Source organism: Paraburkholderia sp. MM5384-R2, from assembly GCF_014201025.1.
In the GTDB taxonomy this organism is placed as follows: Bacteria; Pseudomonadota; Gammaproteobacteria; order Burkholderiales; family Burkholderiaceae; genus Paraburkholderia; species Paraburkholderia tuberum.
On sequence record NZ_JACHDI010000022.1, the window covers coordinates 50,293 to 63,902 of the forward strand.

Annotated in this window: 11 protein-coding genes and 1 pseudogene; 2 read left to right on the top strand and 10 right to left on the bottom strand. The window is 57.3% G+C overall.

Annotated elements, in window-relative coordinates:
• Positions 1-291: 291 nt before the first annotated feature.
• Genes HDG37_RS28570 through HDG37_RS28595 form a run of 6 tightly spaced genes read right to left on the bottom strand, consistent with a single transcriptional unit; the run spans position 292 to position 6,793 of the window.
• Positions 292-1,449 (bottom strand): PLP-dependent aminotransferase family protein, encoded by a 1,158-nt coding sequence (locus HDG37_RS28570; RefSeq protein ID WP_184053397.1) that lies wholly within the window; start codon positions 1,447-1,449, stop codon positions 292-294.
• An 18-nt stretch (positions 1,450-1,467) separates the two neighbouring features.
• Entirely contained in the window at positions 1,468-3,051 is a 1,584-nt protein-coding gene (locus tag HDG37_RS28575) for a class I tRNA ligase family protein (protein WP_184053399.1), read from the bottom strand.
• 1 nt (position 3,052) lies between these two features.
• The gene (locus HDG37_RS28580) at positions 3,053-3,388 is read right to left on the bottom strand and encodes a cupin domain-containing protein (RefSeq protein ID WP_184053551.1); all 336 of its coding nucleotides are present in this window, start codon (positions 3,386-3,388) and stop codon (positions 3,053-3,055) included.
• Positions 3,389-3,404: 16 nt separating this feature from the next.
• Positions 3,405-4,184: a phytanoyl-CoA dioxygenase family protein gene (locus HDG37_RS28585; RefSeq protein WP_184053401.1), complete on the bottom strand. Its 780-nt coding sequence runs from the start codon at positions 4,182-4,184 to the stop codon at positions 3,405-3,407.
• A 40-nt stretch (positions 4,185-4,224) separates the two neighbouring features.
• Positions 4,225-5,466 carry an MFS transporter gene (locus tag HDG37_RS28590; RefSeq protein ID WP_184053403.1) on the bottom strand — a complete coding sequence of 414 codons (1,242 nt, stop codon included), beginning with the start codon at positions 5,464-5,466 and terminating at the stop codon, positions 4,225-4,227.
• A gap of 4 nt (positions 5,467-5,470) precedes the next feature.
• Positions 5,471-6,793 (bottom strand): lysine N(6)-hydroxylase/L-ornithine N(5)-oxygenase family protein, encoded by a 1,323-nt coding sequence (locus HDG37_RS28595; RefSeq protein ID WP_184053405.1) that lies wholly within the window; start codon positions 6,791-6,793, stop codon positions 5,471-5,473.
• A 287-nt stretch (positions 6,794-7,080) separates the two neighbouring features.
• Between HDG37_RS28595 and HDG37_RS28600 the strand changes: the two are divergent.
• Positions 7,081-7,346, top strand: a pseudogene (locus HDG37_RS28600) (transposase); the annotation flags it as partial.
• A 205-nt stretch (positions 7,347-7,551) separates the two neighbouring features.
• Here HDG37_RS28600 and nodU read toward each other — a convergent pair.
• The 4 genes from nodU to HDG37_RS40110 all read right to left on the bottom strand — a co-directional run bounded on the left by nodU (position 7,552) and on the right by HDG37_RS40110 (position 12,561).
• On the bottom strand, positions 7,552-9,273 hold the full coding sequence (nodU, locus tag HDG37_RS28605; protein ID WP_184053407.1) for a nodulation protein NodU: 1,722 nt from the start codon (positions 9,271-9,273) through the stop codon (positions 7,552-7,554).
• Positions 9,274-9,286: 13 nt separating this feature from the next.
• Complete coding sequence (nodS, locus tag HDG37_RS28610) at positions 9,287-9,916, bottom strand: nodulation methyltransferase NodS (RefSeq protein WP_184053409.1); 630 nt, start codon at positions 9,914-9,916, stop codon at positions 9,287-9,289.
• Positions 9,917-10,108: 192 nt separating this feature from the next.
• The gene (locus HDG37_RS28615; protein ID WP_184053411.1) at positions 10,109-12,121 is read right to left on the bottom strand and encodes a carbamoyltransferase; all 2,013 of its coding nucleotides are present in this window, start codon (positions 12,119-12,121) and stop codon (positions 10,109-10,111) included.
• A gap of 98 nt (positions 12,122-12,219) precedes the next feature.
• Positions 12,220-12,561: a hypothetical protein gene (locus tag HDG37_RS40110; protein WP_311541612.1), complete on the bottom strand. Its 342-nt coding sequence runs from the start codon at positions 12,559-12,561 to the stop codon at positions 12,220-12,222.
• A 75-nt stretch (positions 12,562-12,636) separates the two neighbouring features.
• Between HDG37_RS40110 and HDG37_RS28625 the strand changes: the two genes are divergently transcribed.
• Positions 12,637-13,584, top strand: a complete 948-nt coding sequence (locus HDG37_RS28625; protein WP_184053413.1) for a LysR family transcriptional regulator — start codon at positions 12,637-12,639, stop codon at positions 13,582-13,584.
• The last annotated feature ends 26 nt before the right edge of the window (positions 13,585-13,610 follow it).

A 13,610-nucleotide genomic window follows, 5' to 3' on the forward strand; every position in this document is an offset into this window, starting at 1 on the left:
ATTTTGGTCGGAATCCCATACCGTTTACATCGGGTAGGTCTTGATGTTGATATCGGCTGCAGAGCGATGACGTGCTGATCGTACAGAACGCACAGGAATTGACTGGTTCCGAGACACGCGCGAAGGGGGTGTCTGCCTATATAACGGACGGATCCTGAGCGAAATCAGTGACGTAGTGCCATGCCGAAAAGCGTTCGTCGAGTTGTTTGCGGGAGAGGCGGCGCAGTGGATGTCTTCGGTCGGCCTACTCTTGTACATCTCGCACCGACTATCCGTAGTACTTGGCATTCTCTAGCCACGCCGCTTAAAGCGCGTCGATGTCAGAAGGCTCGCATGCGCATCGTCTATCTGAGCCAAGCCGCGCTCGATCAAACGCGGCTGGAGATAACTGAAGTTTAAGCGTACATGGGCTGCACCGCTCGGTCCATGGTGCTTTCCTTCGACGAGTTTCACATTGTGCTTCCGGCGCACCTCGCCGACCAATTCGGCGGAATCGACGCCTTCGGCAAGCGAGACCCAGAACGAAAATCCACCACTCGGAATCTCGTAATCCCGTTTGCAGAATCGGCAGGCCTGTAACAGCCTATGCATTGCGTCGCGCTTGCTCCGGTAGTGCGTCCTTAGGTGTTCGACGTGAGCGTCCAAAGACGACGACTGCAATAAGGCGAGCGCCATATTGCTGACAATGGGACTCACACCTCCATCGCATTTCAGGTGGGCCAGGCGGTCGACAATTTCCGGCTCGGCCAGCACCCAGCCTACGCGAAGCCCGGGGCCTGAGATTTTGGAGAAGCTATGCACATTGATGATGTTACCACCCGCCTGCAGAACCTCAGGTGACGCGCCATCATAGGGCAACTCGCTATAAACCAGGTCCTGCACCAGCCGCACGCCGTTGCGGGACAGGAGAGCCTCCACCTCGACCATATGCCGGTGTGCAAAGTATCGTCCAGTCGGATTGTGGAACGCCGGAGTGGTGTAGTACAACTTGGCTCGCCCCTTTGCGTGCAGCAATGCTTGTTCGAGCAGATCGAGGTCGACACCCGAGGAATCCGCACCTACTTGAACCACCGTCGCGCCCGCAATAGAGAAAATGCGCAACGCGCCGAGATAGGACGGGTCCTCGGTCAGCACGACGTCTCCTGGGTCGATAAAAGCATCGGCGAGCAGTTGCAGGGCTTGTGAAGCGCCGTTCGTCAGAATGACATTGCCACGCGCCATCCGGTACCTTTGGCCAAGCTGTCCGCGCAGTTCGGGAAGGCCATAGGCGTCGGTGTACTGCGGTAGGTCGGAGATGCTGACGCCCGTCTCGACGGAAAGCGGGTCCGGCCATTGCAGGCGGGCGAACGTCAAAGGATCGGGAAGCCCATAGGCGAAGTTGACTGTGTCCTTGCCTGAGGTGTAGTCGAATACCCCATAACTGAGCGAAGTGCGACTGCGCATCGACATGACTGGCTTCATCGTTGGTTACGCGGCATCGACGGCGCGCTGGAAGCGCGATTGATATTGGCGGATGAACGAGTCGGCAATCGGCATTCCGAACGGCGGAAATTCGGCCGTTGCTCTGGGAGGCGTAGCCAATAGCATGGCGTTTGCGCCGAGTGCCGGTGTCCAATTCTCGCCAAAGAACACGTTTCCATAGCGTTCGGCCAGCACTGGCATCACGGGATGGAGCATGCTCAGAAAGACGGATACGTGCACCGGCCGCCACGTTTCCGGGCTCGTGCCGAAGCCCGTCGCGACGAAGTATTCGTCAATCAGATCGAGGGCGTTCCAGAAGCGTACCTGGTCCATCGCGGTGATATAACGTTGGACTATGTCGTCGTGCGCCGGCGTAAGACCGCTTCCATCGACATTCGCCGAGTGCAGTGAATCGCGGCGGAGGGCGCTTTCCCACGCAAGGATGTGCGAAGCCGACCGGATCAGTTCGCCGATCTGGAAATCGTTATTGTTGGTGCCGAACGGCTTGGCAAGCCGAGCGAGCGCATAGCGCAACACACTCGGGTCGACCTGCCGGGATACTTCATCTGCCCAGAGTGCATGGTCGCGGCTAGTCGAGAATTTCTCGCCCTCCAATTTATAGAAGTCCTGGATCGAATGATTTGCCGGAAGCGGATAGCCGCGCGCAAGCAGACTGCCAGTCACACCGATGGTGTAGTAGAAGCGATTATCTTGGCCCATGAAAAACAGGAGGCGTGTATCGGGGTCGCGCATCACGGTGTCGTAGTCGACCTCGTCGCGCGCGCACTGCAAGCGGATCCCCGTCTCGAAACACCAAAGCCCTTCGAACCACGTCATCAACGTTTGCCCCGCAATCTTCGCGGGTGCTTCAAGTGTCACACCCCGGTCGAAAATGCGCGACATAGGCAGCGGCCGCAATTCGTCACGCAACCATGCACGCGCTTTACGCTGGATCGTTTGATCCCATTCACTTCCCTTGATCGCATCGTCAAGCATGGCTGCTATGCGAGGGACGTCGAAAACCGCCTGTTCGATGGGGCGAAGCGATAGCGGTTTGCCGCACGACGTGTGGACTGGCGCTCGCAACTTCGAGTGCTGTTGCGCCAAACCGCAGTTTTCGCACAAGTTGCTGTCGGTGGACGCATCGCACGCGGGGCAGCGGCCGACGGCAAGCGAATCGGCCACGAACTGGTCACAGTTTTCGCAGTAGAGTTGATGGCCATCACGCACATCAATGTAGCCTGCAGCTTCCAGCTCGCGAAAGATCTTCAGACTGTTCTGCTTGTGCGTAGCGTCCGTTGTTCTGACGAAGACATCGGGCTCGATGTGCATTGCCCGCAAGCAATCCATTATCTCGTCAATATGCAACTGCGCGACTTCGTCAATCGGACGACCGAGCTTGCGCGCCTTCACTACCGTATAGGTGCCATGCTCGTCCGCACCTGTGACGTGGTAGGCGCGGTGACCTCTCATACGTTGAAAGCGAACGAAAAGATCGGTGAGCAGATAGACCCCGCCAATATGGCCGAGATGCAGCTTGCCGTTCGGGCAGGGCGGTGCGGGGCAAACGAAAAAAGTGCGTGTGGTCACGTTAGTCCCACCATATCGATAGAAATTTCAGGCTCGCTGCCGGATCGGCATTGCGAATCGCGTGCTCCTGATTCGGCTCGATATAGAGCAGCGTTGAATCTGCCACTGGCCGCGCCTGACCATTCACCTCGAAGACTCCCTTGCCTGAAATGAGTACCCACAGTTCATGCTCGGAATGGGAGTGCAGATTGACAGCGCCCGCGGGCACGACCTCAACAATCGACGTGCCGAACGCTTTTGTCAGGCCAGCGGGCAGATGTTCGAGCAGCCGGCAAACTAGAACGCCGTATTCCGGCCGCATCATGGATGAGTCAATCTGCTTTGTGTACACGCACATCCTCCGGTGAATTACATTAGGTACGATAGAAAATGCCATTTGGCGGCTTCAGATCGTGGATATCCGATTCCTTTCCTTCGGGTGGGTTGTAGGCACGCTTCAGTTTGTTGTATTCCGTACGCGTGGGGCCACCAGTTGAGGCGCGCTGGAACACCAGATAGAGCACGCGGCGCGAACGGTTACTTTTGTTGGGCTGCGAATAGTGCGGCGCGTAGTCGTCGAAGACGAAGATGTCGCCGGCCTTCCAGGGCACGGGTTCCCACTTGAACGTCTCGGTCACCTCCGGATGAATCACGCCGCCGGCGTCCATCGGAAACACACCTTTCTGATGGTTGCCCGGACTGAAGAACAGGCCGCCGTTGTCCGGACCGGAATCGTCGATGCCGATGGCGACCACGGCATGCACCATGCGTTCAGGAATGTTGTGCGGGATGTGATAGATGTCCTGATGCGGACGATAGCCGCCGCTGTCCGGGTACTTGAAGATGAGCAGTTCCTTGAGCATGCGGGTATCTTCATCGAGAAGCGATTCGACAGCCGTCTGGATACGCTTGTCGGCTAGCAACAAATCGCGCAGCTCATTGTTGAAGTCCAAAAAGTTCTCTACCTTTGAAACGATCCTGCGATCGTCCTCGGTCTTCTCGAACCACATCATCCATTTGTTGTCGCTGATTTCCCAGCGCGAGACATCGTTGACCAGAGCAGAAATCTTTTCGCGGGTGACCGGATCGAAAAAGCCCTCTACTTTTAGATATCCATCTTCATGCCACTTGGATTTTTGTGTTTCATTCAGCATACGAATCACCTCGTTAAAGAACGGAGTTTTCAAGGAGAAGTCAGGCGGCGAAATGTGCCTTCATTCGCATGACGCCGAGTAGCACGACATTGGCGAGTACGGCGCCTAGCAGGGCGACGAGCATTGCATCGGCGCCGAAAACGTGAATCAGGGCGCCACATAGGAAAGGGAATCCGAACAGACCGATGAAATAGGCAAGCGTAAAAATTTGCGAAGTCATCGGCACCGAAACGCCGTGGTCTTCGGCGAGGTTCACGGCCATGCCGTTCAGGGTCGAGTAGCTAAGTCCGTAGCCCGTGGCGAACAGCGCGGTAGCGACGATATAAAGCGTCGTGCTGCCGCGGTTCGACAGGAACAGTACGAGCGAGGCGCCGGTCAGCAAAAACAATGCGAGCGCCAGTCGCGCGGGGTTGATGCGTCCCAGGCTTCTCGCGAGCGACAAGCGCAGTGCCACGCTGGTTATCGTGAACGTCAGGAAGAACAGGTCTGGCCTGAGGTTACGCGAGACGGCATAGGGTGTCTGGTAAGTCGCCAGCCCGGCGAAGACACAGGCTGCCAGTGCGATCATTGCGATCGGCACTGCTGTTCGTGCCCTGAGCAGGGCCAACGTGTCGGTCGCGGTAATGGCCACGCGCGTCATCGGCAAACAGGACCTATCCCTCATCGCCTCGCCGGCGATCTTGACGCAGACTGCCGCCACCGCGCATGCCGCAGCGAACAGAAGGTAGGCCAGCGCGATCGAGCCGGTATGTTGGGCGATCAGGCGGCTCAAAGGCGCCGCCATGCCTAGGCCGGCCATTTGCGTGCCGGAGACGAAGGTCAGGTACTGGATACGCGCGTTGGGGCACAGATGATGGATGATTTGCAGCGGCGCGAGTATGAAGAACACGGACCACCCAGCGCCCAACAGCAAACCGCCTGCATAGACGGCACGAATGTCCATTGGCGCAGCGGCGAAGCAGAGCATGCTGCCTGCCATGACGAGCGAGGCCAGCGCAATGGTCGGCATGACACCGATACGCTGGGCTATGCGCCCAGCCACGCAGCAGCAGATCATGGTCGAGACCATGCCGCTCGAAATCACGGCGCCGGCGACATCGCTCTTCATGCCCAGGGATTGCAGGTACTCGGGCAGGAGAAAACTCGTCCCGTACGAAGCGGCGATCACCAGTGAAGCGATCAGAAACGGAATGAACGCCCGTAATTGGAGGGATGCCGGCAAGTGCTCGGCGTGTGAGATCGCACGCTCGCCGGTCGATAAATAAACGGAGGAGCTAGTCATGCGCTTACGCCACTGCCGGATGACGCGAGGCCTGATGCGCGTCGCACAGTATCGATCCTGCTTCAGTCTCCTGATCCTCAAGGCTGTCGAGCAGTTGCCGGTCCGGAACATCCGGATAGAACGCACGACCTAGCAGACTGTTGATGATGCGGGTGTTCCTGTACGCGACCAGCGAAAGATTGACGCTTTGCAGGCCATGCTGGACGCGGCTTTGGTTTTGCAGATACACGGGACCGGGCATTGGCGCATCGAAGCGCACGGCGTAATCGGGATCGAGCGTTGGCAGACCGTCTTCACGGCTTGCGCCGTCGAGCAGCTTCTGAACGAATGGCAAATGGCGCGGCTGAAAACCGGTTGCCAGGATGATTCTGTCCGCGCTTATGCCGTTGCGCTGCGACGTGACGAGCGAGGTCAACCCGATATGCCAGCGACCGCTGCGGCGTGTGATCTCGTCCATCGTCACCGAAGGCAACAGACGAAAGCAGTCGGCTAGCGTGCTATGGACGCTGCGTTCGTACAACGCTTCATAGAGCCGGTTGCACAGGCTGGCGGAGATGCCGTCGCTGGTGAGCTTTTCGCTTTCGACAATGGCCCGGCGCTGCTGGATCGGCAGCGTGTGAAAGCGTTGGCTATAACTGGGTATGTATGCTTCATTGACAAATGCGTTGTCGTCCATCGCAAACAGATTGGCGCGCGACGTCGCCCAAGTGATCTTGTCGGGACCTGACTCGGTCAGCATGTGCTCGACGACTTCCGCGCCGCTCTGCCCGCCGCCCACCACCAGCACATGTTCGTCTTCGCTGAACGGTTTCCGGTTAAGGTAGTCGTCAACGTGATAGACCGTCTCGCCAACCACCTGCCGCGCACATGCCGGCACCTTGGGTTCGACCCCGACCCCGACCACTACCGCGCGCGCATGATATGTGCGCGCGGTGGTGGTCACGCAATAGCCCTTATTGCAAGGCCTGATATCGATCACCTCCTCGCCGAATCGAAGCGTGTCCAGGCATTGCGCGACCCATTGGTAATAGTGGGTGAACTCACGTCGCGACGTGCTGTTTCCACCTTTATTCACGAAGCTGTACAGGCGTCGATGTACAGCGAGATAGTTGAGAAAGGAATAGGGGCTTGTGGGATTCACCAGGGTCACGCAATCCTTGAGCGGCGACACCTGGAGTTGACTTTGGGGCAGCATGAGCCCCGGATGCCAGGAGAATTTTATGCGCTTCTCAAAGAAGAGCGCTCGCAAACCGGTGGGCTGAATGAGCGCCGCGAGGCTTAGATTGAACGGTCCGATACCAATACCGATGACGTCTAGCATGTCCATAGGAACTTGTTCCGCCGTTAGAGGGGAATTGGCCAACCGAGATAGTGCAGCGCAATTCCCGTGGACTAAGATTGAGGCGGTGGTGCCGGCGTACTGCGTAGCCGATGCCCGCTGCAGGAAAACGAAAGCAGTCGATGACGATCGCTTTTCTTCCCAATAGCGGCATTCTGACCAGCACTATGCTTGGTTTGACATTACCTCGGGCCGCCTGAGTGAATCATACGAGGAATTGAGAAGCTGAACACTTTGAACATACGCAAACCTTGCGGTGCGTCAATTGTCCACGCGTGTTGCGGCAGTGGTGCACCAACGTCATGCGCTCAAAGGTCGAGCCGATGAAGGAAGTGGCGCGAATGATTCACCAGCACTTCGATGGCATCGTCGCCTGGACTCAGACCCGCCAGACCAACGGCTTCATCGAGGCCATCAAGGCTTGTTTCAAGCTGCCAAGCGCAAGGCTCGCGGTGACACGCGCTTCACGACGATGCGCACCGTCCTCTTTCTCATCGCCGGCAAGCTGGATTTCTCCAGCTTTAACCCGCACGCCCCGTGAGCCCCATTACCCACTGCATTTTGAAGAAGATGCCACGTTTCCGAGGATGGCATCGAGGTTCCGCAGGTCGATGAGCAACCTCCGCCCGGGATAAGTGCTTGCGAAAATCGAGCCAAGGGAGGCCGGCTGATCGTCTTCGGACCGTAGCGATAGAGCGAGCTGCCGGGACAAGTGACCGCGTCGTACTGACCACTGAGCTGCAACGTCAGCAATCTTCGAACGGCAACGTAGCGAAAAGTGTTTCGTCGACTGACGGCGACAGACCAGTCCTGGTCAGTAACAAACCATCGCACCACACACGTTCGACGCGTCCCCACGCACAGGCTGAAGCAGCGTCCGGGAAGAAACCTCGTCCGTGATAGTTGGCGCTCGTGTTGCAGAGCAACGGAATACCCGTCAGCTTTTCGTATTCGACCAGAAGCTGCGCCACCGGATGCTCGGAAGTTCTCGAAATGGTCTGCAATCGGGCAGATCCGTCGAGATGCACGACGGCAGGGATTCTTTCTCGCCATTCCGCGCGCGTCTGATGATCGAACAACATATAGGGATCAGGGCTCCCCGGGCTAAAAATGGTCGGCGCACGATCCTCAAGGCAAATTGGCGCAACGGGACGGAAGTGCTCTCGAAACTTGATGTCGTTGAGATGATCCTTCATTGTGGGCAAAGTCGCGGCGGCCAAAATGCTTCTGCCCCCCAATGCTCGTGGTCCGAGTTCGGCTCGGCCGGCAAGGAAAATGACGGGCTTGCTAGTGGCGAGTATGCTGGCGAGTTCTGCAATGGAGCAAGTAGACGCCGTCCATCCGGGCGGTACTTGGCAACCTTTTAAGGCCGGTCCGCTATATACCGACCACTCCAGCGGCACGAAGCCCTTCTCGACTGCCAGCGCGCAACAAGCGGCGCCAATCGCAGACCCGCTATCGTTGGGAAACGGCGGCACCCAGATTGCGTCGAACAAACCGCTTGCGCGCAGGGCGCTGTTCCATTTGATATTGAGTCCGCATCCGCCGGCGATGCACAGATTTTTCGGCCCCGCAATCGAATGGCGCTGCAGCGCGATACCCATTTCATCAACGAGAAGACGCTCGAGGAATACATGGAACGAGGCGAGTACGTCTTCGGGCGGCTTGGCTTCCAGTCGCAGCCCGCTTGCTTCGAAGAACTCTCCTACAGCCGCTAGTGACGCGTCCGCGCTGTGGATGTTCTCGCGATAAGCTTGCGCACACTCCGTGTCGCCAGCAAAGCGTGCCTGATAAAGCTCGCGAAATACCTCAACGATATCTTCGTCAACGGAGCCTAGCGCGATGTAAGCCATCAGCTTGCCGGCCACACCCAGATCCCACCGGGCGCCGCCCGGCTTCTTATAAGGACCAAAGTGATGACCCGCCGCAGCGTAGATGTGACCTATCACGGGGAACAGGCAGTCAATATGGCGGGCGTGGTGGCGTTCTACATGATAGAGGCGTGGGACGATGCCACCATCCCACACCAAACAGAATGCAGGTTGCCCGCTTTGGGCAAAGGGACTGGTGCAGTACGCGGAGGCCACATGGCCTGACACGTGAGGATAGCTTTTATAAGGAAAGGACTGGCCCCCGACAAGCAGTCCGGAGCCGTCGATCGAAGCGAGAAGATCATCGGCTTGGCGTTCGGCATAAGGGGCCCCTTTCAGGCTGACGGGAATCGACCCACTGAGGACGCGAAACTGCGACTCGACTACTCCGTCCCAGCCGTCGATGACAAAGTGGTCGATATCGTGCGCATCGAAACCATGCTCGGCCAATGCGATCGCGATCGCGTCGAGGTCGTCGATTGCCTGATACCGCGGATTGTTGTCTCGCTTTTCCTGCTCCACGCAAAAAACCAGTTTTCCATCCTCGACAAGGGCGATCGCTCCGTCGTGCGTCAGTTTGATCCCACAGATGCGCATAATATCTCCCGGCCTAAGGCTGGTAAGTTGGTCCACACGAAGGCGAAGCCGCGTTTCGAAAACTGGCGAGCAGACAGTCTTCATTCAACGACTGACCGACGCACCTCAAACGATCGATTTCAACCAGCTCTTCTTCCAGGATGGCTATGACCGTCTCGGCTCCGGCAATGTGGCCCCATCGCCGGCAATTGGCGTCATGTGCCGATCCGAAAACCAGCTGTCCACCGGGCGCAAGCATCCGTGCTAAATTGCGGACAGCCGCGCGCACCTCGGCGCTGCCGTCGAGGTAATAAAGAACCTCCGCCACCACGACCAGATCGAACTGTTGCTCAGTCGAAAAATGCTGGACATCGGAGACGATCCAATTGATGTGTGGTGGGTCCATCATCCGTTCGCGTGTCCTGGCAATTGCGTGTGGCACGATATCGATCACGGTGAGCCGTTGGCAGTGCGGTGCCAATATTTCCGTGAAGGCTCCGCCTGCGCATCCGACTTCGAGCGCATTTGTGACGGATCCCTGCGAAAGTGCCATCCGAAGCATTTGCCTGTGGCGCTCCTGCTCAAAGGGATTGCTGTCGAGCCGCCATGGATCGTCTGCGTCCAATTCCCGACGCAGCAATTCGAAGTTCGTTTGATGTGTCAATTCCGCCTACCTTTATGGTGCGCCACTGCAAGTGTCCGGACCTTGGGCCGGGACTGGTGCTCCGTTGGACACCGGCGTGTTGGTACAAGAACTACACGGCGGCCAAACGCTATTGTTTAACGTTCTAGACAAATAGCTCGCGAGCGCTGTTACCTGGTTTCAGATCTTCAGCCACTCATTGGAAGGGCGTCGTTACCGTGACAACGCCCGTGAGGGATGTAGCCGAACCCGACGCTGTTCCCACAATCCGCGCAGCTCCTCGACGAGGGCTTCACGTCGAGTCTGCTCAGGCGTAAATGTATCGAGAAGATGTCCGATTACGGCTTCGCCTTCGATCTGCATCAGCAGATCGAACAACTCATGTGAAATACGCACACTGTCACAGTTGGAGCCGCCGGTGCGAATTTCGCACACCGTCTCCTGACGATCCCGCGCTGTGTGAGCGCGGACTCGATAGAGCGATGCATAGGGCGGCAGTGAAACCGCGAGCGCAGTCCAATGTTCCTGCGTTGCGGGCCGCTTTTTGACGAGGAACGGCCCGACCACAAGTCCATCCAGCTCTGTCGTCAGAAATGTGGCAATCGCGTCTGCAACCGAATCTACGATCGGCTCAGCGTTGTTATTAAAGGAAGTATTGAGCAGAATTGGGATTCCTGTCCGCTTCTTGAACGCATTAATAACCTCCCAATAGGGGGGATTGGTCTTGCGCGATACTGTTTGCAGCCGCGCTGTACCGTCAATGTGCGTGATGGCGCCGAGCAAGGGACGCTTGGAGTCGCGCACGCGAACTACAAAATTCATAAAAGGGAATTCGCAGGTGCGCTCTGGGAGGTCAAAAAATTCGCGCGCATCGTCCTCGAGCACTGATGGCGCGAACGGTCGGTAACCCTCACGCTTTTTGACCATGGCGTTGATCCGGTCCTTGTTTGCCGCCGGCCTGGGATCGGCAAGAATGCTGCGGTTGCCAAGCGCGCGTGGCCCGAACTCCGAACGACCCTGCACCCAGCCGATCACGGCGCCATTGGCCATCCAGTCCGCTGCTCTGCCTGCCACGTCATCACTGCGTTCAACGTCGAGGTGTCCGGCCCACGCATTCAATTCTTGCTCCACGACCAGATCGCTCCCCAGATCGGGCCCCCAATAAACCTCCTGTAATCGCTCACGTGGCGCGGGCCGACCGAAGTCGTTTGACAGCATCAGCGCAGCGCCTAATGCGCAACCGGCGTCATGCGCTGCGGGCTGCACGAAGATGTCTTCGAAAAGTCCCGAATACAGCAGCTTACCGTTCATGGTGCAGTTATGAGCTACTCCTCCGGCTATACACAGCCGCTTCATACCGGTGACCTCGCGATGATGGCGGAGAATGTGAAACACGATCCGCTCCAGCGCTTCCTGCAATGAAGCACCCACATCTCGATGCTGCTGTGTGAATGGCATTCCCTTTCGCCGGACCTGGATGCTGCGGAGCAGCGTCGGACCGATGCGGTCCAGGTATACGCGGTACTCACCGTTGACGGACAGTTGATAGAATTGCTCGAAGAGCCCGCGATAGGGAGCGGGATCCCCATAAGGTGCAAGCCCCATGACCTTGTATTCGTCGAACAAGCCGTAACCGAGATACCGGATTGTTTCGAGATAAAACAGCCCTAGAGAATTATGCTCTGCGAAAGTCGCGAGTTGCGTAATTTCGGTTCCAGATCCGAGCGCCAAGAGCCCTGAGAGGAAATCACCGCCGCCATCGACCGCGAGGATCAGACTTTGGTCGAATCCAGACATCGCAAACGCGCTCACGGCATGCGCCAGATGGTGACTCACGAATGAGACTCGCGAAGGATCGACCTCGGTACCGAATTCCCGCATTAGTAAGTTACGCAGAAACAGCTTGGCATCCACCGGATTGGAGATGTTCGGCTGGGACAGGCACAGGCGTTCGAGCATAACGTTGCAATAGGCCTCGGTAGCGTAAAACGCGATGTGGTCGATATCGCTGAGCTGAATCCCTGCGGATGCGAGGCAGTATTGAATTGAACTGCTCGGGAACTTGTTAGAGTGCTTGATCCGGTTGAGGCGCTCCTCTTCGACGGCCGCTATTACGCGTCCGTCCCGGACAAGCACCGCAGCGCCGTCGTGCAGAAATGTGTTCGGCAGTTCGAGTGAATTTTCATGAACTTTGTCTAGCCCGCCGCTCACTCCTAAGCACAGCATGTTTCTCTCCTTCATCGTGGTAGGAAGCCCCTATTGGCAAGACTCGAACCCCTACCACATAAGTAAGGTAGGGTATCGCTCGCCGCTGCGAACACCGGTCAGACGTCACCAGCCCCAAAGAATCTCGCGTAGGGTCCGTCTGCAAAATGGCGCCGCAATTCATGAAAATTCTGTACCGTTTGGTCCAGGGTCGCGTTTCTTGGCGCTGAAGGATGGCGCGACCAGAAAGCTGAAGCGCTGGAACCCCGAGGAAATCCCCAATCGTTGCCAAACATGCGGCTGGTTCGCGAGGAGGGCTCCCGATGCATGTGATTGATCGACAACTGCTGCAACGTCATTTCCTCGGCTTTGCTCAGTTCTACGACACACTGCATCCAATACCCCGGCACCACGAAGGTGCCAGCAGGTTTGCGAAATTCAATCGGATTTACAAGGAACACTATCCTCCATGCCGTACAATTCGTAAAATCGTTTGTCTTGATGGAACACATCCACACTATGGATAAGTTGGGATCATGCGTTTCAAAGGCCTCGATCTAAATCTCCTCGTCGCGCTCGATGCTCTGATGACCGAGCGTAACCTCACTGCGGCGGCACGCAGCATCAACCTGAGCCAGCCGGCCATGAGCGCGGCCGTCGCCAGGCTACGCGCCTATTTCTGCGACGAACTATTTACGATGAGGGGCCGGGAACTTGTCCCAACACCGCGTGCAGAAGGGCTCGCTGCTCCAGTCCGGGAGGCTCTGGTGCACATCCAGCTCTCCGTTATTTCCCAGGACGTGTTCAACCCAGCCAAATCGGATCGCCGCTTCAGGATCATTCTTTCCGATTTCATGACAGTCGTATTTTTTCGAAAGATCGTGGAGCGTATTGCACGGGAAGCTCCCGCCGTCAGTTTCGAATTGCTGCCACTTGCCGATGACCCCGATGAGGTTCTCCGGCGCGGCGAAGCCGATTTTCTTATCTTGCCGGAATTTTTCATGTCGAGCGCGCACCCTAAAGCGAAGCTGTTCGAGGAGACGCTCGTGTGCGTAGGCTGCCGCACGAACCAGCAGCTATCAGGGCAACTCACATTCGAGAGATATATGTCGATGGGGCACGTTGTGGTCAAGTTCGGGCGGGCGCGGCAGCCCTCCATCGAGGAATGGTTTTTGCTTCAGCACGGTCTCAAGAGACGGGACGAGGTCATCGTGCCGAGCTTTAGCATGATCCCGCCTATGCTATTAAACACTGACCGTATAGGGACGATGCCGTTAAGGCTGGTCAAGTATTTCGAAAAAGCGATGCCTCTGCGGATCGTCGAACTTCCGCTGCCACGTCCCGCATTCACCGAGGCCGTCCAATGGTCTGCCCTTCACAACAGTGATCCGGCAAGCAATTGGATGCTGGAGATAATATTGCAGGAGGCGTCACGCATGATTCCTCCGCCTAAGACCACGCGAAGACCAATCCAGCCAAGTTAGGAAATGGGATCTTTCAGCAAGGTTTT

Bases quoted from the DNA above. Each gene is read 5' to 3' on its own strand.
- HDG37_RS28570 (WP_184053397.1), bottom strand. From the start codon at position 1,449: ATGTCGATGCGCAGTCGCACTTCGCTCAGTTATGGGGTATTCGACTAC.
- HDG37_RS28580 (WP_184053551.1), bottom strand. From the start codon at position 3,388: ATGTGCGTGTACACAAAGCAGATTGACTCATCCATGATGCGGCCGGAA.
- HDG37_RS28585 (WP_184053401.1), bottom strand. From the start codon at position 4,184: ATGCTGAATGAAACACAAAAATCCAAGTGGCATGAAGATGGATATCTA.
- HDG37_RS28590 (WP_184053403.1), bottom strand. From the start codon at position 5,466: ATGACTAGCTCCTCCGTTTATTTATCGACCGGCGAGCGTGCGATCTCA.
- HDG37_RS28595 (WP_184053405.1), bottom strand. From the start codon at position 6,793: ATGGACATGCTAGACGTCATCGGTATTGGTATCGGACCGTTCAATCTA.
- nodU (WP_184053407.1), bottom strand. From the start codon at position 9,273: ATGCGCATCTGTGGGATCAAACTGACGCACGACGGAGCGATCGCCCTT.
- HDG37_RS28615 (WP_184053411.1), bottom strand. From the start codon at position 12,121: ATGCTGTGCTTAGGAGTGAGCGGCGGGCTAGACAAAGTTCATGAAAAT.
- HDG37_RS28625 (WP_184053413.1), top strand. From the start codon at position 12,637: ATGCGTTTCAAAGGCCTCGATCTAAATCTCCTCGTCGCGCTCGATGCT.